The organism is Mesobacillus sp. LC4, from assembly GCF_053543455.1.
On the sequence record NZ_JBGCUB010000003.1, the window covers coordinates 395,334 to 420,983 of the forward strand.

At 45.0% G+C, this 25,650-nt stretch carries 27 protein-coding genes; 13 read left to right on the forward strand and 14 right to left on the reverse strand.

Going from position 1 to position 25,650, the window contains the following annotated elements:
* Positions 1–311: 311 nt before the first annotated feature.
* The 6 genes from AB5I83_RS12825 to AB5I83_RS12850 form a co-directional block, all read right to left on the reverse strand.
* Positions 312–713, reverse strand: coding sequence for a hypothetical protein (locus AB5I83_RS12825; RefSeq protein ID WP_448975886.1), 402 nt, complete (start codon positions 711–713; stop codon positions 312–314).
* Between the two features lie 360 nt (positions 714–1,073).
* Entirely contained in the window at positions 1,074–2,267 is a 1,194-nt protein-coding gene (locus AB5I83_RS12830; protein ID WP_448975887.1) for an ABC transporter permease, read from the reverse strand.
* A complete protein-coding gene (locus AB5I83_RS12835) occupies positions 2,264–2,956 on the reverse strand; it encodes an ABC transporter ATP-binding protein (RefSeq protein WP_448975888.1) in 693 nt (230 codons plus the stop codon). Before AB5I83_RS12835 ends, AB5I83_RS12830 begins: the two co-directional genes overlap by 4 nt.
* Positions 2,953–4,071, reverse strand: a complete 1,119-nt coding sequence (locus tag AB5I83_RS12840; protein ID WP_448975889.1) for an efflux RND transporter periplasmic adaptor subunit — start codon at positions 4,069–4,071, stop codon at positions 2,953–2,955. The genes AB5I83_RS12835 and AB5I83_RS12840 overlap by 4 nt, the downstream gene beginning before the upstream one ends.
* 2 nt (positions 4,072–4,073) lie before the next feature.
* Positions 4,074–4,739: a Yip1 family protein gene (locus AB5I83_RS12845; protein WP_448975890.1), complete on the reverse strand. Its 666-nt coding sequence runs from the start codon at positions 4,737–4,739 to the stop codon at positions 4,074–4,076.
* Positions 4,740–4,942: 203 nt separating this feature from the next.
* Positions 4,943–5,182 (reverse strand): ABC transporter, encoded by a 240-nt coding sequence (locus tag AB5I83_RS12850; RefSeq protein ID WP_167833456.1) that lies wholly within the window; start codon positions 5,180–5,182, stop codon positions 4,943–4,945.
* Between the two features lie 174 nt (positions 5,183–5,356).
* Between AB5I83_RS12850 and AB5I83_RS12855 the strand changes: the two genes are divergently transcribed.
* Positions 5,357–7,090 carry an ABC transporter ATP-binding protein gene (locus AB5I83_RS12855; RefSeq protein WP_448975891.1) on the forward strand — a complete coding sequence of 578 codons (1,734 nt, stop codon included), beginning with the start codon at positions 5,357–5,359 and terminating at the stop codon, positions 7,088–7,090.
* Positions 7,091–7,165: 75 nt separating this feature from the next.
* On the opposite strand, the gene AB5I83_RS12860 is transcribed toward AB5I83_RS12855, so the two are convergent.
* Entirely contained in the window at positions 7,166–8,401 is a 1,236-nt protein-coding gene (locus tag AB5I83_RS12860; protein ID WP_448975892.1) for a helix-turn-helix domain-containing protein, read from the reverse strand.
* A gap of 199 nt (positions 8,402–8,600) precedes the next feature.
* Between AB5I83_RS12860 and AB5I83_RS12865 the strand changes: the two genes are divergently transcribed.
* Positions 8,601–8,960, forward strand: coding sequence for a hypothetical protein (locus AB5I83_RS12865; RefSeq protein WP_448975893.1), 360 nt, complete (start codon positions 8,601–8,603; stop codon positions 8,958–8,960).
* A complete protein-coding gene (locus AB5I83_RS12870) occupies positions 8,960–10,525 on the forward strand; it encodes a sodium/solute symporter (protein WP_448975894.1) in 1,566 nt (521 codons plus the stop codon). Before AB5I83_RS12865 ends, AB5I83_RS12870 begins: the two co-directional genes overlap by 1 nt.
* A gap of 418 nt (positions 10,526–10,943) precedes the next feature.
* On the opposite strand, the gene AB5I83_RS12875 is transcribed toward AB5I83_RS12870, so the two are convergent.
* Both AB5I83_RS12875 and AB5I83_RS12880 read right to left on the reverse strand, forming a co-directional pair.
* Complete coding sequence (locus AB5I83_RS12875; protein WP_448975895.1) at positions 10,944–11,078, reverse strand: hypothetical protein; 135 nt, start codon at positions 11,076–11,078, stop codon at positions 10,944–10,946.
* A 191-nt stretch (positions 11,079–11,269) separates the two neighbouring features.
* Positions 11,270–12,361, reverse strand: a complete 1,092-nt coding sequence (locus AB5I83_RS12880; RefSeq protein ID WP_448975896.1) for a mechanosensitive ion channel family protein — start codon at positions 12,359–12,361, stop codon at positions 11,270–11,272.
* A 169-nt stretch (positions 12,362–12,530) separates the two neighbouring features.
* Here AB5I83_RS12880 and AB5I83_RS12885 point away from each other — a divergent pair, with 169 nt between their 5' ends.
* Positions 12,531–13,760 (forward strand): DUF438 domain-containing protein, encoded by a 1,230-nt coding sequence (locus AB5I83_RS12885; protein ID WP_448975897.1) that lies wholly within the window; start codon positions 12,531–12,533, stop codon positions 13,758–13,760.
* 39 nt (positions 13,761–13,799) lie between these two features.
* On the opposite strand, the gene AB5I83_RS12890 is transcribed toward AB5I83_RS12885, so the two are convergent.
* Positions 13,800–15,047, reverse strand: coding sequence for an MFS transporter (locus AB5I83_RS12890; RefSeq protein ID WP_448975898.1), 1,248 nt, complete (start codon positions 15,045–15,047; stop codon positions 13,800–13,802).
* A gap of 770 nt (positions 15,048–15,817) precedes the next feature.
* Between AB5I83_RS12890 and AB5I83_RS12895 the strand changes: the two genes are divergently transcribed.
* The 3 genes from AB5I83_RS12895 (at position 15,818) to AB5I83_RS12905 (ending at position 16,682) form a co-directional block, all read left to right on the forward strand.
* The gene (locus AB5I83_RS12895; protein WP_167833449.1) at positions 15,818–16,033 is read left to right on the forward strand and encodes a DUF1659 domain-containing protein; all 216 of its coding nucleotides are present in this window, start codon (positions 15,818–15,820) and stop codon (positions 16,031–16,033) included.
* 36 nt (positions 16,034–16,069) lie between these two features.
* The gene (locus AB5I83_RS12900; RefSeq protein WP_448975899.1) at positions 16,070–16,288 is read left to right on the forward strand and encodes a DUF2922 domain-containing protein; all 219 of its coding nucleotides are present in this window, start codon (positions 16,070–16,072) and stop codon (positions 16,286–16,288) included.
* Positions 16,289–16,484: 196 nt separating this feature from the next.
* A complete protein-coding gene (locus tag AB5I83_RS12905; RefSeq protein ID WP_448975900.1) occupies positions 16,485–16,682 on the forward strand; it encodes a YvrJ family protein in 198 nt (65 codons plus the stop codon).
* Between the two features lie 168 nt (positions 16,683–16,850).
* Here the strand turns inward: AB5I83_RS12905 and AB5I83_RS12910 are convergent, their stop codons facing one another.
* Positions 16,851–17,711 (reverse strand): AraC family transcriptional regulator, encoded by an 861-nt coding sequence (locus tag AB5I83_RS12910; protein ID WP_448975901.1) that lies wholly within the window; start codon positions 17,709–17,711, stop codon positions 16,851–16,853.
* Positions 17,712–17,928: 217 nt separating this feature from the next.
* Here AB5I83_RS12910 and AB5I83_RS12915 point away from each other — a divergent pair, with 217 nt between their 5' ends.
* The 6 genes from AB5I83_RS12915 to AB5I83_RS12940 all read left to right on the forward strand — a co-directional run bounded on the left by AB5I83_RS12915 (position 17,929) and on the right by AB5I83_RS12940 (position 22,245).
* On the forward strand, positions 17,929–18,501 hold the full coding sequence (locus AB5I83_RS12915; RefSeq protein ID WP_448975902.1) for an RNA polymerase sigma factor: 573 nt from the start codon (positions 17,929–17,931) through the stop codon (positions 18,499–18,501).
* Positions 18,488–19,279: an anti-sigma factor gene (locus tag AB5I83_RS12920; RefSeq protein ID WP_448975903.1), complete on the forward strand. Its 792-nt coding sequence runs from the start codon at positions 18,488–18,490 to the stop codon at positions 19,277–19,279. Before AB5I83_RS12915 ends, AB5I83_RS12920 begins: the two co-directional genes overlap by 14 nt.
* A 142-nt stretch (positions 19,280–19,421) precedes the next feature.
* Complete coding sequence (locus tag AB5I83_RS12925) at positions 19,422–20,765, forward strand: copper amine oxidase (RefSeq protein ID WP_448975904.1); 1,344 nt, start codon at positions 19,422–19,424, stop codon at positions 20,763–20,765.
* A gap of 51 nt (positions 20,766–20,816) precedes the next feature.
* A complete protein-coding gene (locus AB5I83_RS12930; protein ID WP_448975905.1) occupies positions 20,817–20,987 on the forward strand; it encodes a hypothetical protein in 171 nt (56 codons plus the stop codon).
* Positions 20,988–21,108: 121 nt separating this feature from the next.
* A complete protein-coding gene (locus AB5I83_RS12935) occupies positions 21,109–21,741 on the forward strand; it encodes a class F sortase (protein WP_448975906.1) in 633 nt (210 codons plus the stop codon).
* A gap of 360 nt (positions 21,742–22,101) precedes the next feature.
* Positions 22,102–22,245, forward strand: a complete 144-nt coding sequence (locus AB5I83_RS12940) for an Sjogren's syndrome/scleroderma autoantigen 1 family protein (protein WP_448975907.1) — start codon at positions 22,102–22,104, stop codon at positions 22,243–22,245.
* A gap of 53 nt (positions 22,246–22,298) precedes the next feature.
* Here AB5I83_RS12940 and AB5I83_RS12945 read toward each other — a convergent pair whose 3' ends face one another.
* The 3 genes from AB5I83_RS12945 to AB5I83_RS12955 form a co-directional block, all read right to left on the reverse strand.
* A complete protein-coding gene (locus tag AB5I83_RS12945; protein WP_448975908.1) occupies positions 22,299–22,916 on the reverse strand; it encodes an acetate uptake transporter in 618 nt (205 codons plus the stop codon).
* A gap of 242 nt (positions 22,917–23,158) precedes the next feature.
* Positions 23,159–24,112: a sensor domain-containing diguanylate cyclase gene (locus AB5I83_RS12950; protein WP_448975909.1), complete on the reverse strand. Its 954-nt coding sequence runs from the start codon at positions 24,110–24,112 to the stop codon at positions 23,159–23,161.
* A 129-nt stretch (positions 24,113–24,241) separates the two neighbouring features.
* Positions 24,242–24,973: a YwaF family protein gene (locus AB5I83_RS12955; protein ID WP_448975910.1), complete on the reverse strand. Its 732-nt coding sequence runs from the start codon at positions 24,971–24,973 to the stop codon at positions 24,242–24,244.
* Between the last annotated feature and the right edge of the window lie 677 nt (positions 24,974–25,650).

Below are 25,650 nucleotides of genomic sequence, written 5' to 3' on the forward strand. Positions count from 1 at the left end.
TGGTGTTAGAAACATTGAAGAGACTTCGCTTAGAGGTTCAATATTTCACGAATGTTGTAATGCTCCGCTTCGAGGTTCAATATTTCAAGAAATGTAATGATGCCGCGCTTCGAATTTGAATATTTCACAAATGTAATGATGCCCCGCTTCAAATTTCAATATTTCACGAATCTAATGATGCTCCACTTTGAATTTTAATATTTCACGAATGTAGTGATGCCCCGCTTCGAATTTCAATATTTCACGAATCTAATGATGCTCCACTTTGAATTTTAATATTTCACGAATGTAGTGATGCCCCGCTTCGAATTTCAATATTTCACGAATGTGGTAATACTTCGCTTCGAAGCAATCGTTTTTCCGGCGAGTTGTTCTTTCCATTCCTTCTCGTCCAGCTGGTATTCCCCATATTCATCTTTATAAGTCTTTTTCAATAGATTAATTGTCCGGGCTTCTTCAGGAAGATTGAGAGACAAAGGCCTCCCCCGCTTCCCTTCTTCATATATGTAAAACTCAACAACATCGCCAAACTCCATGAAGTCATCCAGAAATGAGATAAACTCGACATCTTCGCCTCCGTATTCATACACATATGGAAGAGAAAGCGGAAGTTCCTTCTTATAAGCCTCACCGCTTATAAAAGGATAGGCCTGACCCTTCAAATGGAATTCCTCTATCGGCCTCATTGTTGCAATAAAATAATGGCAAGTCATTCTGTTCACCCCTTTTTTGAGTCACTATTGATGAAATCCATTCTTCATCTGGCGCAAAAAGCTATACATATGAAACCATGAAACTGATTTTTTAGAGAAAAGATTTTATATAGCGACTTTTTTATTTATATAGCGAGATTCTCTTTTTTATAGCGACTTTCTGAGTTATATAGCGAGTTTTTCCCTTTTATAGCGACTTTTTAGATTATATAGCGAAATGGAAATTATGCTCGTTTTTCTCCAGCTAAAAATGCAGCGGGACACCCGCTGCACTTTTTCCGAATTTAATAGAAAGTGCCACCCGGTGCACTTTTCCGAACTTAGCAGCGGGACCGCTGCGAAAGGGCACCTGCTTCATGTCTACTCATACCTTAAAGATTCGATCGGATCGAGTTTTGATGCTTTATTCGCGGGCAGCAGTCCGAAAACGACTCCGATGATCATCGAGAACAGCATGGCGCCGGTCACGACCTGCCATGATACAAGTGACGGCCAGCCGGCAAAAAAGGAAATTAGTGATGCCGAGCCCCAGCCTACCAGGATGCCGAGCACTCCGCCAATCAGAGTCAGAGTGACGGATTCGATCAGGAACTGGGTCATGATTTGCGACCTGGTCGCGCCGAGCGCCTTCCTGATACCAATTTCCCTTGTTCTCTCGGTTACGGAGACGAGCATGATATTCATGACGCCGATTCCTCCGACAAACAGGGAGATCCCTGCGATGCTGCCGATGATCAGGGTCATCACCTTGGTGATTTTGCCGATTCCCTCAGCCATTTCCTCCATGTTGATGACCATGTACGATTCCTCGGTGTCATGCATTTTATTCAGCAGGTCTGCGGCCTTTTTGCCAGCGATCTGCAGCTCATCGGCGGATGCGGCCTGAAGTGTTACCTGGTTAAAATCGCTTTTGCCGTAAATGACCTGCCAGGTTTTACTTGGAACGTATATTTGCATGGTCCCAAACGCGAACAGTCCAGTCGGCTTTTCCAGTACACCAACGATCTCGATCGGTTGGACGCCAATGCGGATCACCTTGCCGATGGGTGATTCACCACCGAACAGCTCCTCCTGCATTGAATAACTGACAATCCCAACTCTTCTGCCGCCAAGGAAATCAGCTGCCGTAAAGCTTCTTCCTTTCTCTGCCTTAATATCGTTCATCTCAAAAAACGCCTGGCTCACTCCGGTTGTGGAAGCATCCACCGTATCTTCCCCGAATGAAGTCTTTGAAAGCTGGGAGCTTGATGCCACTACCTGCTTGACTTCCGGTATTTTTTCCAGTGCGCGGATATCTTTCTGTTCGAATGGGGCTTCATTGAAAATATTCGGATTGGCCTGTATTTCTTCATCAGACGGCTGGTAAAACAGCTCAATTGTGTTGCCCGGGCCAGTCAGCTGCGTTTTCAGCATCGCTTCCCCGCCCTGGCCGATGGCGACAACAATGATGACTGCCCCGACACCGATGATGATGCCGATCATTGTTAAAATCGAGCGCATTTTATGAGCCTTCAGCGACCCGAGTGCCATCCGCAGATTTTCCATCATATTCATGAGCGCATCCCCCTTCCAGCTGGTGTGGAAGAGACAATCAGACCATCCCTGACCATGATTGTCCGCTGCGCGTATTCCGCGACTTCCGGCTCGTGCGTGACAAGGACGATCGTGGAACCCTCCTCATTCAATCCGGTAAAAAGCTCCATGATCGTCTCGCTTGTTTTCGTATCAAGAGCTCCGGTCGGTTCATCGGCGAGGATGATTTTCGGCTCATTCACGATGGCCCTGGCTATGGCAACACGCTGCTTTTGCCCGCCGGACAAGGCATTCGGGAAATGATTCATCCGGTCGCCAAGCCCAACCTTTTCAAGAGCAACCCTTGCTCTTTCCAGTCGCTCCTTTTTTGAAATGCCGCTGTAGATCATCGGCAGCTCGACATTCTGGACCGCCGTCAGTCTTGGCAATAGATGAAATTGCTGAAAAACAAATCCGATTGACCGGTTCCTAACCTTTGCCAGTTCGGCATCCAAATAGCGCGAGACATTTTCACCAGCCAGTTCATACTCACCGGCTGTCGGTTTATCAAGGCAGCCGATGATGTTCATCAAGGTCGATTTGCCTGATCCCGACGGTCCCATGATGGCAACCGATTCTCCCGCCTGGATGCTGAGATCGATTCCTTTTAAAACTTCTATCGTTTCCCTGCCCACTTCAAAGGATTTCGTAATTTGTTTCAGCTCAATCATTTTACCTCCACTTCCATTCCATCCTTCAGATTGTCGGACGGATTGGCAATAACCTGATCTTCATCGCTCAAACCATTGATGACTTCTATTTTGCTGCCAAAAGCGATTCCAGTTTCAATTTCCTGCTTGTAGCTTTTGCCTTCTTTTACAAGGAATACATAGACAGTATCCTTATCAGTAAGGACAGCCTCCGCGGGAACAGTCAGCGCCTCTTTCCGTTCTGTCTCGATTTCCATGATTAACTGGAATCCTGGCTTCAAATCCATGCCACTGACTTTCACCTTGATTGGATACTGCGCGGCAGTATTCTCGCCCAATGCCTGTGCCTGCGTCTCTTCCGGGAAAACAGCAATATCCTCGACGACACCATTCCATTCTTGATCTGGCAGGACATCTGAATGCAGCTTGACCTTCTGTCCTTCTTTTACCTTCATGCTGTCAAACTCGGATAAACGACCGGCGGCTCCTTTGGCATCAAGATTCCCTATATGAATCAAAGGCTTCACTGCTGCTGCAGGATCTGATGGACTTTCCTCATTCACCTGGAGGATGACACCATCAATCACGCTCTTAATCTCCAAATCTTTTAACCGTGATTCTGCATCCTTTTGTTGGAGCAGTACCTGCTTGAGGTCAATATTTGCCAGCCTTTTTTCACCCTCAAGCTGTTCGATTTCGGATTCAGTCTGTTCTTTTGCAGCTTTTTTTCCTATTTGCTTGCTGAGTTCAGATTCGTTTTCCCGTACGTCTTTTATCTTTTTTTCCAGCTGATTGATTCGTAAGTAGCCTGATTCCGCTTGAAGCTTGACTCGCTCCAGTTCCAGTGTCAAAGCGCTGGCATCATACTTTGCGAGCACATCGCCTTTATTGACAGAGTCGCCTTCTTTAACAAGGATTTCAGCCAGCTGCCCTTTTTCCGGGGCAGAATAGATTTTTTGCTCTTTCTCCAGAATGACGGATCCCGGAATCATGATTTCATCAGCAATTTCTTCCGTCGCAGGATTTACCACCTTCACTTCTGGCCCCTTAGCAAAAGCCTGTCTGTAAATGTTTACACCCGCCATCAGCAAGACCAGGCCGGCCACCCCAATGGCAATCCAAATCTTTTTGTTCATGGTTAGACACCCATTGTGTTAGAGAACATGGCTCCAATAATGGCAAAGCCGATCCCAATCAAGAAGAATACGATGGCAATGCCCCATGCCCATCCTTTTGACAAGCCAGCAACACGGTGAAGCCCAATCGCTGTCAAAATCGTCTGCCAGATGGAAAATACCTCAATTGAACCAAGAACACCCGACTTGTCACTGTTCACCAGGCCGGCAAGGCTCGTGATGAAAATTTCAGGATTCCCTCCAATTGCTGCCCTAAGAAGCATATTCAGCAAAAGACCGGCAGCACCAATGATCATGATATGAGTATTCATTGAAAATAACTGCTTGAACGTTACATCGGATCCAGCGATTTTTGTAAAGATCATATAAATCGCACTTGATATCAGCACTACGAACACTGGTGTCAGGATTCCTGTAATAGCAACCGTAATCTTTGAAAAAGCCAACACCATAGCGGCTTCTTCCTCACTCATCCCATCAACCCCAAGGTAAGAGGCATCCATTGACAATGTCATCAGATACATGCCAATGGCATACAGAACACTTACTAAAATCAACGGTACCCAAATCTTCGGGTTATGTCGTATCCGGTCAAACTGCTCTCCCGGGCTCCAGAACATCCCTATTAAACTTGGTTTCTCGATTTTGCTTTTCATTTCTTGTTCCATTACATTACACTCCCATTCTTTTTAAGCCTTTCGACTTACCTTTTACGAGACTGGTATGTAAAAAGTTTCAAAATTACCCAATTTTATAATTTATTGGGAGTATCCCCTTGAAAAAGTCCTTCTCGTGCATGGAAAAGCCAAACGAACAAAAAAACAGCCTCAAACAAGAAATTGAGACTGTTTCTTCAATCTACCTTAAACGTTTAGCACCGTCCGCCAAAACAACAACGCCATAACCTTCGTATGATGCAGTAGGCAAACAGGATGACCACGATTAAACCAATTACTCCAATGATTGTACCTATAGTAGCAGCCACTGGGCCAAGGAATGCCAGGATTCCCGCGACTAATCCAAAAGTAGACAATAGAATCAATCCTACCCCTACCAAGACTCCAAGAAACAATTCGAACACGCTGCACGCAGCATGAACACCGTTACTCATATGCTTCACCTCCAAATGATTGTTCACCTTCATCATATGCATGTACGAGAATGCTTGTTTATTTTTAAAGGTAAAAGAGGCGATTATCATATCTATTTATGCCTTACACCCATATTTCCATCTATGCTGAAAGTGGTTTATGATGGAATTATCCAGAAGAACAGGAGAATAGTAATGGAGAAACAGCAAACAAGCTTAAAACCTTTCCTCAATCTGATTTTATCGACGAATCTTCCGAAGGCTGCCCTTTTCACTGGACTAGCCGCGAGTATAATCACTACCCTGGCTGGCCTGGTGGTTCCGCTCTTGACGAAAAACCTGGTTGATGGTTTTTCTGTAGAGGCAATCAGCGTTCCGCTTATGATTGCCATCGGTGCCGCCTTCATCATTCAGGCATTGATCAGCGGGATTTCCATCTACTTGCTCAGCTATGTTGGGCAAAAGGTTGTGGCCAGGCTGCGCGAACGGATGTGGTCGAAGCTGATTCGCATGCCTGTCCGCTATTTTGACAAGCAGTCCAGCGGGGAAACAGTCAGCCGGATTGTCAGTGACACGAGCATCGTCAAAGAGCTGATCACCAATCATTTTCCGAATTTCGCAACCGGAATCATTTCGATCATCGGTGCCGTTGTGATCTTGCTCGTGATGGATTGGAAAATGACCTTGTTGATGCTCATTTCCGTGCCGCTCACATTGGCAATCATGATGCCTCTTGGCAGAAAAATGGCCAAAATCGCTCGCGGATTACAGGATGAGACCGCCACTTTCACCGGACATATCACCCAGACACTCGGTGAAATCCGCTTAATGAAAGCTTCGACGGCTGAAAAAATTGAAGAAGACAATGGCTATAATGGAATTGATAAACTGTTCAACTTTGGTTTGAAGGAAGCGCGAATCTTTGCGTTGATCGGTCCGGTCATGCAGCTGATGATCATGGTCGTCATCGTCATCATCATTGCCTACGGAGGTATGCGCGTCGTAAATGGAACCATGTCGACAGGATCGCTCATCGCTTTCCTGCTTTATTTATTCCAAATCATCATGCCAATCACTTCGTTCGCGATGTTCTTTACGCAGCTGCAAAAAGCAAAAGGCGCGACAGAACGAATCATTGAAATTCTCGACCAGCACCTTGAAGAAGGACAGGATGGCATCGTAACAGATATTAGCAACCTGCCGATCACCATTGAAAATGTCAGCTTCTCCTACAGTGAGGAGGAGCCGGTTATCGAGGGAGTTTCGCTGGACGCGCAGCCTGGCCAGATGGTGGCATTCGTCGGACCAAGCGGCGGCGGTAAGACAACGATGTTCGGGCTGATTGAACGTTTTTACGAACCGACACAAGGAGAAATCCGGATTGGTGACACTCCGATCCAGCAACTATCACTTAACTCCTGGCGCAATCAAATCGGCTATGTGTCCCAGGAAAGTGCGATGATGGCCGGAACCATCCGCGAAAACCTGTATTATGGGCTGAAAAATGGTGATCAGATTCCCGATGATCGACTGTGGGAAGTCGCACAAATGGCCTATGCAGACCAATTCATCGCAGATTTTCCAAAAGGGCTAGATACCGAAGTCGGCGAACGCGGCGTCAAACTGTCTGGCGGTCAAAGGCAACGCATCGCCATTGCCCGCGCCTTCCTCCGTGATCCGAAAATCCTGATGATGGACGAAGCCACCGCCAGCCTCGACAGCCAGTCAGAAGGCATCGTCCAGCAAGCCTTGACCCGCCTGATGGAGGGCCGGACAACATTCGTCATCGCCCACAGACTCTCCACCATCGTCAATGCCGATAAAATTATTTTTATCGAAAAGGGAAGAGTCACTGGTATCGGCACACACCAGGAATTGATTCAATCGCATGATTTGTATAGGGAATTTGCTGAGCAGCAGCTGGCATAGACATGCGAAGCTTATGGCATAAACATCAAAAAGGAGGTCCGCCATCATGGCTGGACCTCCTTTTCTGGACTCTTCCTAAATAAAAATAATCTCCTCAGTCGCCCTATAGTCCCTTGGTGACAGGCCAACGTATTTTTTGAAGGTCCCGCTGAAATAGTTTGGGGTATTGTACCCCAGTTCTTCCGCAATTGCTTCTACCGTGTGGTCGGTGTGCCGCAGCATCCAGACACCTCGCTGCATCCGGACGAAGGTGACATATTCAACGAAGCTTCGGCCTGTTTCCTGTTTAAAGATGCGGCTGAAGTATGGCACGCTCAGATTGATTTGGTCGGCAACCTGCTTGATGGATAAGTCCTCTGTACAATATTGGGAAATGTAATCGGCGCACTTCTGAATTTGCATGTCCATCGTGATGTCCTCAAAATAGCGGAGCTGCAGTCTCTCGTACGGCGATGTCCTTCTTGCTTTACAAGCTTCCTTGTATGAATGGTGCAGCAGCAGCGGCTCGCGATAAACCGAGCCTACACCAATATAAAGCTGAATCCCATATTCATTTTCCAGAGACTCTATCGTCTCAAGGATTCGCTCCTCCCCCTCTTTCCAATGCTTCAGTGAACCATATGCGGACGGCACCTGTAGGAGCATAAGAAGATGTTTCCTGTATGAAAGGAAGGTAAGCTGATCCCCTTCAAACTGCTTTTTAAAATAGTCCTGGATGACCATCGGCGCCTGCCAGCCTTCTTGCATTCGTTTAGCCGGACAGCGGACGAATCCCTGAATAAAACAAACCACATTCGGCACAGATTCCCCCGACAGGAAAAAACGGGATTGCAGAAGCTCCTCCTCAGTCTTCACTTCCCCTGACAACAATCTCCGTAAAAAAGCCTCCCTAAATGGCAAGGTGTTGCGTCCAGCTGCCTGCGCTGCATCAAAATGATGGAATACTTCCTCGCTTTCTATGTATCTTGTATTCTCACTTTCGATTTCTTCGACCGCTCGCCTTAAGGTACGTATAAAAATCCGTTGTTTTACCGATTTCACCAACAGGTAGGTCAGTTTGAACTCGATGGCCAGCGGAGTGGTGTGCAAAAGTGAAGGGTCCAGGAGCGGAATGATCCTGCAGCTTTTATTTCGTTTGCGGAACCGATGGATTTTTACCCAATCATGCCATTTGTTCACTTCAATAATGGCGATCTGTATATCATTCTCTTCGTCTACGAGCTTACAATTCTCCTTGCATTCTTCCATAATCCATGAAGCCAGCTTCCTATACTCCCCTTCATCTTCTACTCCAAGCCAAATTGAATGCACCCTTACCACCCCCTTATATTATTCACATGAGTGAATAAAAATTTAAACTACATTAAATATTTGTATATTTCTGATAATTTATTGTAAGGTATTGGACAATTCTCTATCGTACAATCAATTTAATCATATCATGGCTTGCCTAAAGGAGGGAAATCTTGATAACGGGTTAGGCCAAAATTTTATTTAGGGGGAATCATATTTGGCAGGGGAGTATCGGGAGTATAATTATGTAGCGGCTGATACAATTGACGTCAGCGAGCTGAAGCCGCTTGATCCGGAAACAAAGCAAATCATGAAAAGTGAATTCAGTACAGGCATTAAACTTACGCTCTTTTATTATGTATTCATTCTTTCCATTCCTATTTTGAATTGGTATGCAGGAGATTTCATGTTCTCCAGGATGTGGGGCGGCATGACCTACAGCTGGTTCTTCACAAGTATTGTCGCGATGGCGATGGCGTTTGTCATTGCACTCATCCATACGACTTTGTATGAGAAACGCCTGAAAAACCAAGCAGAACAATCCTCAGCTCCTGCTGATGGAAGGAGGATTGGCTGATGTCGACATTCCTTGAGCCGAAATTCCTTTTAACAATGATCCTGATGGGGACCATTGTCTATATCACCTATCTGACAAAAAGAAACGCGACAGCTTCAGACTACTTCGTCGGAGGACGCAGCTTCGGCTGGTTTACCAACGGCTCGGCAATTGGCGGCGACTATTTGAGCGCAGCCACCTTCCTCGGGATTGCCGGCCTGACCTATCAGTTAGGCTATGACGGTGCTTACTATGCCTTTTGCTTCTCGATTGGCTTGACACTCCTGGCGATTTTCGTCGCTGGACCGCTTCGCCGTTTTGGAGCTTATACAGTCGCTGACTTTTTGGCGTACCGCTTCCACAGCCGACGCGCCCGCCTTGCTGCCGTCGCTGTCGTACTAGCCATTTCCGGTTTTTATGCAGCCCCTCAGCTGCTGGGTGCTGCCCAGATTCTTAGCATGTTTTTTGGCACCAGCTATGAGTTCGGAATCATTTTTACCTGCTCCGTCATGATTTTCTATGTGGGAATCGGCGGCATGAAGGGAACTACCCTTAACCAGGCGCTTGAATTATGGATTCGCCTTGGCGCGTTCCTCCTCATGGTTGGCGCAGCCATCTGGGGCGGACTTCATTACCAGGATATCTTAGCATCAATCAATGAGTTCAAAGGAACGATCACAGGCACAGCAAGCCTTACAGCTGATGGAAAAGACATTCCATTCGATGGTTCTGTCTGGACTGGAACAGGCAACTACTTCCCTTCATTCTGGCAAACCATTTCGATGACAATCGGCCTTTCACTTGGCACAATCGGACTTCCGCACATCCTTTTGCGCTTCTACACAAACCCAAGTGCAAAAGCTGCCCGCCGTTCTGCCTTGATGGCAATCGGAATCGCGAGCGCGTTCTTCCTGTTCGCTGTTTACCTTGGAGTAGTCGGACGCTCAATCTTCTTGACTGGTGAAGCTGATCCAGCTGTCATGAAAGACCTGATTGCCGGCGGGAACAACATGGTTGTCCCGTCAACAGCACAGGCCCTTGGCGGAGAATGGCTGCTTGGGCTTGTCATCGCCGGTGCTTTCGCAGCAGTCTTCTCGAACCTGTCTGGACTTTTCATCGCGAGCTCAGGTGCCCTGGCCCATGATTTGTACGCAACCTTCTTCCGTAAAAACATTACCGAAAAAGAGCGCGTGATCGCTGGAAAGGCATCCATTATCGTGCTCGGTGTCTTATACGGAATCCTTGGCCTGTTGGTAAAAGAAGCATCCATCGGCCACCTGGTCGCCCTCGCCTTCACCGTGGCAGCCAGTACGTTCACTCCAATCTTCATCCTTGGCATCTGGTGGAGAGGAATGACCGAAAAAGGAGCGATCGCTGGCCTTGTATTGGGTCTCGTTTCCTCCATGTACATGATCTTCTTCAAGACAACACTGCCAGAGTTCCTGCAGTTCAACGTACCGGGAATCATCACGGTGCCAATCGGATTCCTGTCCGTATACATCGTTTCAAAGCTTGACCGAAGAGTACCTTCTGACGTGAACGAATTCATGAAACAAGTTCACTCCAAAGAGTCTGAAGCAGCGTAAACGTTCCGATTTTTATTAAATGACAATCGAAATGGCGTGTAAAAACTGACATCAGTTTAGGCACGCCATTTTAGTGTTTTATGATGTTTTCACATCTAATATATAGAATCTCATTTCACGTAAGCACCCGTTCGTTCAATAAGCAATTCGTGGTTATTCAAGAATACTTTTTTTGCCCTGCCCTAAAAGAGCTAACCTTCCCGGACACGACAGGGAATCAGCGGCGTGTTGATTAATAAGCGGAGAAATTCCCCTTAATTTTGAAAAAGCTCTAAAAACAGCTCAAATAGCCGGAGAAATTCCGACTATCAACTCAAAAAACAGGCAAATGGACAATTTTGTACCATTTAATCGGAAATTCTCCGCTTATTTCCACCCAACTGAGCCATATTCTGCAGTCTAACCGGAAAATCTCCGGTTATTTTAAGTCTTTTTGGTAACTCAAATTTGGAGTAAGCCTATTTATTAAAAACCATTCCTTTACTAAATGCATCGCTTTTTCAATACGGAATTTAACAAAAAAGTGCCCACCTGCAAAATATACTATTTCCATAATGACTCTCCTCTTTGTAAAAAAGAATAAACCTCCAGCTAATATGATACCGTTCACTCAAACTACTGTTTTATACCTTCGGATTTTAGTAGTATTCAAAAAAAAGAGCATGAATCCCTTCTAAGATTCATGCTCTTACCAACTGTTCACACAAAGAGACGCAGGATTGCTCCCCGGCTTCTCTTTTTCTGCTATATAGATTCTGCAACCCTGCCAACAGACTCCCCCTGTGTCTCCACATAAAGCGTCCTGCTTGGGAATGCCACGGAAACTCCTTCTTCTTCGAGGATTTCCATAATTGCGAAGTTGATTTCTTCCTTCACTGTCAGGTATTCTTCCCAGACGGTACTTTTCGTGAAGAAATACAGGAAGATGTCGAGGCTGCTGTCATTGTACTCGTCAAACTTTACAAAAATCGTATCCGGATGGATATCGTCGTTTGCTCTCAACATTTCTTCAATCCTGAGAATCGTTCTTTGCAGCTTCATTCTCGGTGTGTCATACGTTACTCCAAGCTTGAAGGTAATCTGTCTTCTCCCCATTTTGCTCCAGTTTGTAATCGATTCATTTGCTAAAATCGCGTTCGGAACCGTGACCACAGCCTGTGCGAAGGTGCGGACCCTCGTGCTTCTGAAGGAAATATCCTCAACTGTCCCCTCGACACTCGGTGTCTTGATCCAATCACCAATCGTAAAAGGTTTTTCCGTAATAATGATGATGCCGCCAAACAAATTCCCGATCGCGTCCTTTGCAGCCAGCGCGAACGCCAGGCCGCCCAGCCCAAGGCCAGCAATGAATCCATTCACATCATACTCAAATACCTGCGCAATGATACTGAGGCTGATCGCGACGATGATAAACCGGATCGCCTTCGAGAAAAACGGAATCAGAATCTGATCGATTTCCATATTAAAACGATCATTGATTTTCATGAAAAGCAGCGATGAACCCGAAGACAGATTATACAGCCCCCAGGAAATCAGCATGATGATCGACGCTCTGATAATCTTTAAAAATAGCGGACTCGTTTGCTCCATGAACGGGAAATAATCCGCCGCCACATAGATTCCTATTATAATAAATAACCATCGGATCGGCTGCTCAAATGCGACGGTCATACTGGTGAACAGCTCGGTCGGCGTCTTCTGGCCCAGCTTTAACATCAGCCTGAACACATATTTTGTGAAAAGCTTCCTGAACAAAAGGAACAAGAAGAAGATTCCTATGGAGATCCCCAGATTTTTCAGCACTTCGTAAGACAAAAGATATTCCCACCAGGTCATTCGTCATTCCCCTCTCTATTTTTGCTCGTTCCATCATAACATTGAATTTCTATGAAAAAAACGCCAATTAATGATTTGTATCACTACTTTGTGTTTGGATAAGTGTTATTTTTAGCATGAGAAACATTATCAATGATTGCCAATACACACTCTAGGAGGAAAGATAATCATGAGTGAAATGATAAATAACCGTGAATTGAAAGCTATGGACTCTGCAAAACGGAACGCGACGTTAAAGCAGCTTTTCAAAGATCTGCATGATGGGAAAAATGTGAATGAGGTCAAGGCTCACTTTGATGCTTTTATCGGAAAAATAACCATCGAGGAAATTGCCGGCCTCCAGCATGTCGAACTGATCGAAGGCGATATTTCCGTTACCGAAATGCAGCGTATTTATGCGGCCCACACCGACCTTTTTAAAGGTGCAATCGAAGAGAATGAATCCGTGTACGGACCAGAAAACCAGCCAGGACACCCGGTCCATACATTCGAGATGGAAAACCGCGAGATTGAACAGCTTTTACAAAATCGATTGGCCGTTCACCTTGAGCAATTTGCTATGGAAGACAGCGCTGAAAACATCAATCTGCTTCTGGAGGATTGCAACCTTCTCTATGACATTGACAAGCACTACAGCCGCAAGGAAAACTTGATCTTCCCTTACCTGGAAAAGTACGGGATCTACGGCCCGACAACGAATATGTGGCGGATCGATGATTTCATCCGTGACGGCATCAAACTGGCAAAAAAAAGGCTGTCCAATTATGACGGTAATAAAACTGGCGTGATTGAGGAGGTCCAATTTGTCCTCAGGGAAGTGAGCGGCATGATTTACAGGGAAGAAAACATCCTCTTCCCGATGGCATTGCAAAATTTCACAGAAGATGAATGGGTAAAAATCGCCCATGAAAGTGATGAGATCGGCTATTGCCTGACGTCACCGACTGAGGAATGGAAGCCTGCCCGCAAACACCTTGACGCAGACGCCATCTCTGAAGGCTATATTAAAATGGAGACAGGCATCCTGTCATTGAAGCAGCTTGAACTGCTGTTGAACCACCTGCCAGTCGACATCACCTTCATTGACCAGGATGATGTAGTCCGCTACTTCTCACATGGAAAAGAAAGGATTTTCGCACGGACAAAGGCAGTCATCGGCCGCACCGTCCAGAATTGCCACCCGCCAAGAAGCGTCCATGTCGTTGAGGATTTGCTGAGGGACTTTAAGTCAGGAAAAAAAGATACTGAGGATTTTTGGATCAAAGTGCGTGATAAATTCGTATACATTCGCTACTTCGCGGTCCGCGATGAAAACAATCAATATATCGGCACCCTCGAATTCACACAGAACATCAACCCGATTCAAGCCCTTGAAGGTGAAAAGAGGATACTGTCATAACAAGAAAAGGAGGCCCTTATTATCTGGGCCTCCTTTACCTTATACTCCCTCTTCCAGGCTTACCTTTGGATTCTTTTTCATCAAAGGAACCAAAACCATAATGCCGATAAAGAGCAGAATTGCAGCTGTTTCATAAATGTAAACAATGGAAAGATGCGTTTTAAGCCAACCCGCCGCTGACATAGTGATGACCATTGCCCCCATGAAGACTGGGTTAAGGATGCCATTCACCCTGCCAATGAAAGATTCTTCCGTGTTTTGTAAAATCATCGTATTGATGCCGATGTGAATGCATGGCATAAACAATCCTGAGAAAAATTGCGCCGTCAATGTCAGCCAGAATACGGTTGATAATCCCATCCCGACGAACCCGATTGCACTGGCAGCCATACCAATCGCCAGCAGCACCTGCGGCTGAACCTTTCTCGAAATCGCAACTGTGATGCCGCCTCCCAGAATCATCCCCACGCCGAATGCAGCCATTAGCCACTGCAGCTCTTCCTTAGGAAGTCCCAGTCTTTCTGTAATCAGGAAAACGCCAAGCGGCTGGGTCAAACCAATGGCGAGACCGGCTGCCGCGAAACATCCGCCCAGCAATGACAATGCCCTGCTGTTCAATACATAGCGGAATCCCGCCTTCATCTCTTCCATCAGGGTTGTTTTTGATTTTTCAGCTGTAGGTTCCTTGTCTGCAGGCAGCATCAGCAAGACAGCTGCCGAGCAAATGAAGGCAATTCCCATAACAGCGACAGCTGCGAGAATACCGAAACGCTGATAGACAAAGGTTCCGAGGATAGGCCCAAGAATCATAAAGAGCGCAAAAACGGTCTGGTACATCGACATCCCCATCTGAACAAGCTCCATCGGTACATGCTGCTTGAACAGCTTCATTCCCGACGGCTGTGAAAATTGCGATAGAATGGATGAAACCAATGTCGCGAAGAAAATCATTTTCCAGCTGCCAAAAAACAATGTCAGCAGCACCGCGAAAACAGATACTGCACTGAAAACATCACACCAAATCATCGTCCTCTTCGGCCGCCAGCGATCCGCAAACGTCCCTCCTATGAACGAAAACAAAAAAATCGGCGCAAATTCAGCAACGGATATCAAAGAAACCGCAATCGCGTTACCATTCGTCTTCTCAATCACATACAAGAGAATTGAGTAATTCCGGACCCAGATCCCAATTTGAAGAAACAGCACCGACAGCAGAATTATCCGGATTACCTGATTTTTAAATAATGCTCCCATGCCCACATTTTGATCATGCGTCATTTCCGACATAAAAAAAGCCCCCTATTCCTGACTGGATAGAGAGCAGACCTTAACCATTAAAAGAACACAGACCATGCCAGGGCATGATCATATTTAACATTGGGTTCTCAGAAGGCAAGCCTAATCCTATCCAGAAAAATTGTGTATTTCAATTCATTCTCAAACAGGATTAGTTATTCATCGCCCCAAGTCACCCTTCCACAAAATAGTATTACCATACTACATGAAAATAAAATCCAAATCAATACGGTAGGAAGCATGAGAATGTCTTCAGGAAAAAGCTCTTTTTGTTGAGGGGTTTTTTTGTCTATTAGAAGCCCTTCTATCGGACACTTTTCCCTTCTTTTCCTCTGGGTTTGACTGATAGAGCCCTTCTATCGGACACTTTTCCTTTCTTTCCCTACGCTTTTGTCCGATAGAGCCCTTCTATCGGACACTTTCACCTTCTTTCCCTCTGTGTTTGGCCGATAGAGCCTTTCTATCGGACACTTCCCTCTTCTTTTCCTCTGTGTTTGGCCGATAGAGCCTTTCTATCGGACACTTTCCTCTTCTTTTCCTCCGTGTTTGTCCGATAGAGCCCTTCTATCGGACACTTTTCCTTTCTTTCCCTACGCGTTTGGCCGATAGAGCCCTTCTATCGGACACTTTTCCCTTCTTTCCCTCTGCGTTTGACCGATAGGACCTGCTACCTTCAAATGAAGTCCTCCAATAATTTTCTCACTCACCCTGTCCTTTCCCCTTCCCCATCTGTATATAGAAGGTGAAAGGAGGTGAGGCAAATGGCAATGGCGATGTTGAAGGATTCTAATATCAGGCTGATGTTTGAGGCTGGTGTGGATGAGAAGGGCGAGTCGATTTTCAAGCCTAAGACTTACCGTTATGTGAGAAAGGAAGCTACTGCTGATCAGGTTCAGCAGGCGGCTCTTGCACTTGGCGGCCTTAGCGCGAACTTGTTAAGCTCTGTGGAGCGTAACGACAGCTTCGATATCATCTAATCTGGCAATCTACTCTTTCAATAGGAGGTGAAAAACATGGCAAAAACTATTGAGTTGCAATTCACTACGGCTCTTGGCAAATACGCGAAGCTAGCGGTTGATAACCCGAAGGAGCCCGTTGATCCAGCAGCAGTCAAGCTGGCAATGGAGCAAATCATCGCTTCCAATGCATTCCAGCCAACGAATGGAACCCTTGTTGCCGTTCACAGCGCACGCGTTGTCGAACGCAACATCACCGATTACGAATTAATTTAGTAAGAAAAGCGGAAGCGCCTTGATCAGCCCCGACAAGCGCTGGAAGTCCTGACAGTGAAGTCGTCCTTTGACTCCATTGGCAGGACTGAACCGTCTCGAGGGGCTAGGCGCTAGAGCTAGACAATTATGAAAGCGGGCCGGTCTTCTACTAGAGACCGGCTCTTATTTTAAAAATGAAAGAAAGGAGAAAGCGCATATGGAACAGCTGATTCCGTTCATCAGCGATGTTGGGTTCCCGATTGTTGTGACACTGTACCTGCTTCACCGAATTGAAGCAAAGCTGGATACCGTCGTCCAATCAATCCAGGGCCTGCCCGCGAGATTACAGGAAAAGCATGAAACCGAGCCCGTTTATTCCGCCAAGATCGCCGAACAGATTCGTGAAATCAATTAACTTCAAGACCATCCCTTTTTAAAAAGAGGGGTGGTTATTCGTTTCAAAGACCGCTCACTAATAAAAAAACTATTTAATCAAACGTTTGATTAGATAGTTTAAACATGCACTCTATCAAGAATTCTTCTGAGAGAAATCCTTCAAATCACCCTCCCCAAGCGGAACCTCTTACTTAACCGGTATCCATACCTCAGAATAATACTCCGGATCAGCTGAATTGCCTGCTGGATAAACCTCCAGCTCTGGTGTCCCAGCATGTTGGAACCCACTGGCGGGAAACCATTCTGTAAAAATTTGCTTCCATACCTTTTGCATGGCATGCGGCATTGGACCGTGAACCTCGAAGATCACCCACTTGGACGCAGGGATTTCCATTTTCAGATAGCCATCAGGTGTTTCGCCATTATATGCTGCCGCAACCCAATAATCCATCTCCTTATCCCGGATCTTGCCTTGGTCCACACATACACCAAGAACTCCTTTTACTGGGCCATTGTTTTTACAGGCCAAAAAATCACAAGTTCCATCCTGATTCACCTGATCCCACATCTTAGGAATACCATCCAGATTCTCTCCATTATCATAAGAAAATACCTGCTTAATACGAATCACTTCAAAACCATCTTGCTCTACCACTTTGTATTGCATCGGTTCCGCTCCCTTCAAACTCACCTGGATTCCCAGGCGGCTGTATGATTTCAGCTTTCCGGTGTACTTCCGTGCTTCAGTTGGAGAAATGCCATGTTGCCTGCGAAAAGCCTTCGTAAATGCTTCAGGAGTGTCGTAGCCATATTTCAGCGCAAGGTCAATTACTTTTGCATCGTCGCTGCATAATTCACCTGCTGCGAGCGTCAAACGCCTCCGTCTAATGTACTCACCCACAGAAATGTCCGTTAGAATGGCAAATGTCCGTTGGAAATGAAATGGAGATGAACTCGCCTGTTTTGCAATGTCCTCCACTGTCAAATCGTCAAGCAAATGCTCCTCCATATAGTCAATTGCCCTCTGCAAGGATTCAATCCACGCCATACCACTCACTCCCTTACAATCATCCTATCAAGATTCCATGGTGCAATCCGGTCATTCTTTGCTCATGTTTGTCAGTAATTTCAATATAAAAAGGCCAATTCCTTTTTTAAAAAATGATCTTTATTCTATTTTGAATCGTTAGTTTAGCAGACTCTAAAATTACATCTTTAACTAAATAGGTTATGATGTTACAAAATACATATAGAAGGAGAAATTGATGAGCGAACATGATATCGAGCTTTATGCACGTTTGCAGGCAAAAGATAAACGGGCACTTGAACTCTTATATGACCGATATGAAAAGCTGCTGTTTTCGTTCGCATACAGGGTGACTGGCAGGCGTGATTTGTCAGAGGAAATCGTACAGGATGTTTTCCTTAAACTGTGGACGAAACCGGGAATGTATGATGAAACGAAAGGGAAATTTTCTTCTTGGATATTGACCGTTACCAGGTATGCTGCAATTGATTGCCTCCGCAAAAAGGATGAGAACCATGTCGAGCTTGAGGACCGCGATGCATTGAAATCGACTGAACCTTCGGTAGAAGAAGTGGCAGAGTGGAAAGAAAAACAGAGTGAGATCAGGGTGGCCATCAATCAACTGGCTGAAGAGCAGCAGCAAATTGTTGAACTGTTTTATTTTAAAGGACTCTCACAGCAAAAAATTGCAGATACATTTCAGATCCCTCTGGGGACGGTTAAAGGACGAATACGATTGGCTCTTAAGCATCTCCATAAAACAATAGGTGGTATCAGGGAAGGGAGGGATCATAGCTATGACCGATCATAAAGTATGTGAATGTTTACTGGATTATTTTAATAACACACTGACTGTTGAGGAAAAATCAATATTTGAGAACCATTTATCCACCTGCAGGGATTGCCGTGAAGAGCTGGAGGAACTGACTATGCTAACAGCTGATCTTCCTTTTTCAGCAGAATTGGTCGAGCCGAATGAAGGAATGAAGGACAGAATCCTTGCTTCTGTTTTTGAAGAGGCAGAGCAAGCTGAGAAATTTGAGAAGCCAGCAGAAACTGAGGATATTGAAAAATTAGCAAAAACTGAAGAAGTTGTAAAACCAGCAGAGAAAAAACGTAAACGCCGGAATTACAGTTGGCTTCAGCCCCTTTTGGCTGCGTCATTGCTTCTCTCCTTATCCGCTAACGCATACTTTTATTTGAACCAGCCTGACCAGGAGCTCAGCGATCCACCACGGGAAGGAACGGATGAAATCGTAAAACAGGTTCAATTGGCTGTTTCGGAAGGATATGAAGGAAATGCTGAAGCAGCCATGATCAAAAAAGAAGAAGGAATGGCCCTTGTTGTCCAGGCAAGCAACCTCAAGCCATTAACCGGCAATGAAGCCTACCAGGTTTGGCTGATTGATGAAGCCGGCGAAAAGTTCAGGGCAGGAACTTTCCGTACCAACTCTGAAGGCAATGGTGCCGTCACATACTCGGTTAATTACGAAGGCGAGCACAACTGGACCACCATCGCAGTTACACTCGAACCGACCCCTGACAGCAAACAGCCAAAGGGTGATATTGTTTTAGCTTCACAGTTATAAAAATGAATTTGAACCTGACCCGGTTTTTGAACTCCGGATCAGGTTTTTTTCATTTTTTTTAAATTTTTTCAAAAAAAGTGATCTATCTTCAAATTTCTCCCGTTAGCATAGTGAAAACCAAAAACAAAGGAGAGATTTCATAATGAATTTAAAAAAAGCAGCGATTACCGTACCACTTAGCCTATCCCTCTTACTTCCTGTTGCAGCCAACTCAGCAGCAGCCCATGATCACGCAGTTCCCACAGTATCCGATTCAGCAGTCGATTTAAGAGCTACACTTGACCAGCTCCTTAGTGAACATGTTTATTTAGCAGTTGAAACAATGCGTAAAGGTGTCGATGGCGCGAAGGACTTTGAACAGTCCGCAGCCGCCCTTCAAGGAAACACCGATGATTTAAGCGCAGCGATTGCCTCAGTATACGGTGATGAAGCAGGTGCAAAATTCAAGGATATGTGGTCCGCACACATTGGCTTCTTTGTAGACTATGTCAAAGGAACAGCGGGAAATGACGAAGCAGCGAAGAAAGCTGCCCTTGATGAATTGGCGCAATATAAAGAAGACTTCTCGAATTTCCTCTCCACAGCAACTGAAAAACGACTGGAAGCGGATGCCCTGGCTGAAGGTCTGCAGATGCATGTGGACCAGCTGGTCGGCGCCTTCAATGCCTACGTTTCAGGGGATTATGAAAAAGCATATGAATACGAACGTGAAGCGATCCACCACATGTACATGGTGAGCAAGGGCCTTTCCAATGCAATCGTCATGCAATTCCCGGATAAATTTGAAAACCATCAGGCAGTCACTCCTGCAGCTGATTTACGCTCCGACTTGAATTACCTGCTATCAGAACATGCCGGCCTGGCCGTGACAGCGATGCAGAACGGCATTGACGGCTCAAAGGATTTTGATGCGTCAGCAGCGGCTCTTTCTGCCAATACGGAAGATTTGAGTGCAGCGATTGCCTCTGTATATGGCGACGAAGCAGGCGAACAATTCAAACAGATGTGGGCCGAACATATCGGACATTTTGTCAGTTATGTAAAAGCAACCGGAGCAAATGATGAAGAAGCAAAAAAAGCAGCCCTTACTGCCCTTGCCCAGTATAAGGATTCATTTGCCAAGTTCCTTGAGACAGCAACGGATGGCAGACTGAAAGCAGATGCCCTGGCAGAAGGATTGCAAATGCACGTAGACCAGCTGATTAAAGCTTTCGATACCTACACGGCTGAAGATTACGCCAGCACCTACCCTACTGTAAGGGAAGCTTATGGCCACATGTTTGAAACATCAAAAGGACTGTCTGGGGCCATCGTTGACCAGTTCCCTGACAAATTCAAAGCAGAAATGCCTTCTGAAATGCCTAAGACTGGAATGGGCGGCACCGCTTCACAAGGACTTCCGTTTGAGGCGATCCTGATCTCAGCCATTCTGGCGTTAGCCGCTGCAGGATTCGTAACTGTTCGACGTATCGCTGCTGACAAATAAGAAAAGCGTAAGCTCCTTGGACAGCCCCGACAAGCGCTGGAGGGCCGGCCGGTGAAGTTGCTCTTTGACTTCATTGGGCGGACCGAAATCGAAAAGTATAGCCGACTGCCCAGAAACGCAGAAACTGGAGACTCCGACAAAGAAGCGCTTTTTGCTTCTGCCGGCGGAGTTGAAGTTTCGGAGTTTCTAGGAGGCGAAACTACAAGCGACTCGAGGGGCTAGGCGCTGGAGCTGGACAATTCTCAAAATGAAAATTTAAACATTTCTTATTTTCAAATAATAAGCCAGATTGAGAGAAGGAATCTCCCCTTCTCTCTTCTGACTTTTTCCTGAGGTGAATCACTTGAAAAAAATTCATATAATAGTTGCTGCACTGATAATGGCAGGCTGCTCAAGCCAGCCTGGTGCTGAAACGGCAGAAGAAACTCAAGCTCCTAATAAAGAGCAGCAAGCAACCTCTGTACCTGCCCCTTCCTCAGAATCGAAGGTTGAGATCATTAAAGATAACCGGACAGGGATCATCCCTGTGACAATCGAAATTCCTGCAATCAATGTCAAAACCGAGATGGAGCAAGTAGGCACCTTGAAGGACGGGCGCATGGATGTTCCGAAGGATCCTGACAATGTTGGCTGGTATGAGCCCGGTACATTGCCCGGAGCTCCAGGAAATGCAGTCCTCGCAGGACATGTAGACGACCTGACAAGCCCTGCTGTGTTCTATGACCTTCACAAACTGAAAAATGGCGACAAAATCATGCTAACGGACTCCGAGGGCCAGACACTGACCTTTGAAGTCTACGACCAAAAAACTTTTCCTCGTCTGGATGCCCCAATCGAAGATATTTTCGGCTTCTCATTTGCCAGCACGCTCAACCTGATTACTTGCAGCGGCGACTATGACCCTGAAACAACTGAACGGGCTGAACGGACCGTTATTTATACCAAATTGGTTGATGAAGAAAGTGATAGTCTCTGATGTTCAACTTGCTGCTTGAAGCCAGAATGAAAGCCGGATACAGATACAAATATCGAACCAGCCTCACTATAAAGTTAGCAAAGAAAGATGCTTGGAGAAACTCCAAGCATCTTTTACATACTCTATATTTACATTAGAACCGTACATTGTTTACAATTCATTAGGATTTATAAATCAAATTATTTCTACTAAAAAACGTCATTTTTTCTTACCCCAAAACTTGAGAGTATGCAAATCCTCGAACGTAGACAAAAATGATTTGTGACAATCTCTGTTTATCTCCTGTTTACTCCACTTTTCATATTTGCTAAAAAAAATATAATTTTATATGCTTGTCGCAAATGAAAAGGAGGAAGAAAAATGTTCAATTTCGAACCAGAAACAAAGGAAACAAATATTTATTGTCCCAGATGCGGAACTAGACTTTTAGAAACAAGTCAAAGTGATAATCTATACTGTCCAAATTGTGAAGATGAGATCGATGCAAGTGATTTCTTAGACTAAGCCTACTTGGTACCGAAAAAAGCACTAAGCATTCACGCTTAGTGCCTTCCCTCTTATTTCTTGAAAATCCCGAATGGCTTGCCGATTGGCAGGACAACTCTTCCGAAGTGGGTATTCAGCACATTGGCTGCCGAGCCGTAGAATGAAAGGATCGCAATGCCCAGTTCTGACACGGCCGCCAGCATATGTGAGGCCTCATGGATGATATCGAATGAACTCAATGAAAGACCAATGAATAAAAAGTCGATCAACACGAAAATGAAAAATAAGACTTTATTCGTTTCAAGTGCCCCAATTGTCATGAAAATAGAGAAAATCAGATAACTGATGAAGGCCATGCCCAGTTGCTTCCCATCACTATCTGCGGCGAGGTTTTCACCGAAAAAGCCGAGCTGGATCAGCCAAGTCGTTCCGACACCGAACCAGAAGAGGCCGAACGCACCGAAAGCTGTCATGCCAAAGACATTGTTATGCTTCCCATCAAGAATCGCAGCGTAAAGCTGTGCCAGTCCGCCAAGGAAAATAGCCCAAGGAATGATGAGTGAAACGCCATCTGTGAACCCAAGCTTCTGGGAAGACGCCACCAATGTAACCATCGCCAGTCCAAACAAGCCAAGCGCTGATGGATCTGCTGTTGTGATTTTGATCTGTGTTTGATTCTGAGTATCCATTTCTGCCTCCTATAAATAAATGCGCAAGCGCCTTGTTCTAGCACTCTACATTTTCAAAAACATACTTTTGTACTTTATAGGATTCAAGTGTTGTAGTCAATATGATTTATTTGTCAGTTGCTTCCGTTTGATTACTAGCACACTACTGCAAAAAATTTTAACAAACATAAAAAAGAGACGGATCCTGAACGTCCCGTCCCTTCAATATTTTTGATCTTGCACAATTTTCCGGAGATTCATTTTTACCAAGAATTGGCGAACCTATTTTTCTTATTATACTTCTTTTCTCTGTACATCTGATTATCGGCTTCGATGAACAACTCTTCCATTTTGCCGATTGACGTGTGGTCGAAGGCATAGCCCTTGGAAAGGTGAATTTTGTACAACCTGTTTTCATCGGCGTTCAGATGATCCATCTCCCTCTGGATCGCGGCCATTAGAGCCTCTGCCTGCTCAGGAGCGCTATTCACCAACAATATGGCGAACTCGTCACCGCCAATTCTTGAGACAATCACATCGTCATTCGAGAAGTCTTTTAAAATGGCGGCCGTTTCCTTGATTAGCTGATCACCCACTTTATGGCCATATGAATCATTGATTTTCTTCAAATGATCCAAATCGAAAACCAAAATTGAAATCGGTGCATTGACTTGATGATCATACCGATCCATCATGGTTTCAAAGTATTCCCGATTGTACAGACTGGTTAAAATATCATGGGAAACCTTATATTCCAGTTGTTTTTGCAGCTCAACTTTATCACTGATATTCCTGATGATTCCCTGGATCGCTACGATTTCACCCCTCTGATAAATCGGTGTCGTATGTTCCTCGAACCAGATATATTCACCAGCATCGTTTTTCCAGCGCTGGATGATGGGTTGATTATAATCCAGCCCACCGGAGGTTTTTTTCATCAAGATTGGAAGATCTTCAGGATGAATCCTTTCAAACGCTGTATATGGGTTCCTCATGCTCTCTTCGACAATATTCGGACTCAAGATTGAATTGATGGATGGACTTAAATATCGGTATTTGAACACTGGCTTCAGTTCCAAGTAGTAAATGATATCCTTCGAGTACTCTACAAGATTAGAAATGGTCGTTAAATAGTTCATTCGTTGCTGTATTTTCTGCCATAACTGATACACCCCGTAAATAAAAATCATTCCTAAGATGACATATAGAACGTTCATGAACACCCTTCTTCTCTTCTGAATAATCTTGTAAGCATAGTAATATTTTACTATATTATACATTTAAATTACATTTTTTGTTAGTGATAATATGCTAGATTTTTAGATAAAAAGAAAATTGGTATTCCATCATTTCTGCGAGTAGGTGCTGATTAACCGCTTGCGATTTTCCACTTTAATCAGCTGCCACATTGGCATATAAGTAATGCTGAAAACGATGAGTGCCGCAGCTTCGAGATTCAAGTAATACATGATCCCACTGCCAAAAAAGCTCAGGATGGTCTTTGCTTCTGTTGGACTCGCCAAGTAAAAGAAATTCGTATCGAACAAGAAATTGAAAAGGAAGATTGGGACAGCAACGATGTTCACTACTAGATAAGCGAAAAGAATGGCTTTGCGAGGAATTCTGTAGCCTTCAAAAAGGATGAAGTACAATACGGCAATCGGAATGGCTGAGTGATTGAGGAAGTATTCGATATAGTCGAAATGAGGAAAGGTGTAAGACATTTCAGGTGTAACCATGGCTAAAATCGCTGGTAAACTGCCAATGAAGTAGAGCACATAAAAACCTTTTACGCTTTTCCTTAAAAAAAGGTACATCGCCAGGAAAGAACTCAACGAGCACAGATGCAAAGGAAGATCGCCAATTTCCCATTGTCCGGTGAGGATAAGCCATGTTTGATGTGAAACCTGACATGCCACAAGAGTCCAGAAAATCATCCATTTCAAAACATTTTTATGTGGCCTGATTTGATTTCTGAATAACACCAATCCAAGACAAACCCCAAAGAAAATCCCAAGAGTAATCAAATGCTCAGCAGAAAACAGCTCAAACCCCTGCATTCCCGAAACAGAAAACATGATGTCATCACCTCGCTGTCCATTAATGTTAACTATAAATATATGCGCGAGGTTTGAATTTGAGACTGTGGAGATTAGGAGATTTTATTAATTATATGGACCTCTCGGGCGAATCGTACCCTTATGGGGATGGTTCATTCTACATAAAGGTACCTTTCGAGCGGAATCGTATCCTTATACGGATGGCTCCCTCTTCATAAGGGTATCTTTCGAGCGGAATCGTACCCTTATGCGACTGGTTTCCTTTACATAAGGGTATCTTTCGGACTTAATCGTACCCTTATGCGACTGGTTTCCTTTACATAAGGGTATCTTTCGGACTTAATCGTACCCTTATAAAACTGATTCCCTTTACATAAGGGTATCTTTCAGACCTAATCGTACCCTTATGCGACTGGTTTCCTTTACATAAGGGTATCTTTCAGACCTAATCGTACCCTTATGCGACTGGTTTCCTTTACATAAGGGTATCTTTTGGCCGGAATCGTACCCTTGTGGAGCCGATTCCCTCTACATAAGGGTATCTTTCGGATCTAATCGTACCCTTATAAAACTAATTCCCTCTACATAAGGGTATCTTTCGGGCGGAATCGTACCCTTATAAAACTGATTCCCTCTACATAAGGGTATCTTTCGGATCTAATCGTACCCTTATAAAACTGATTCCCTCTACATAA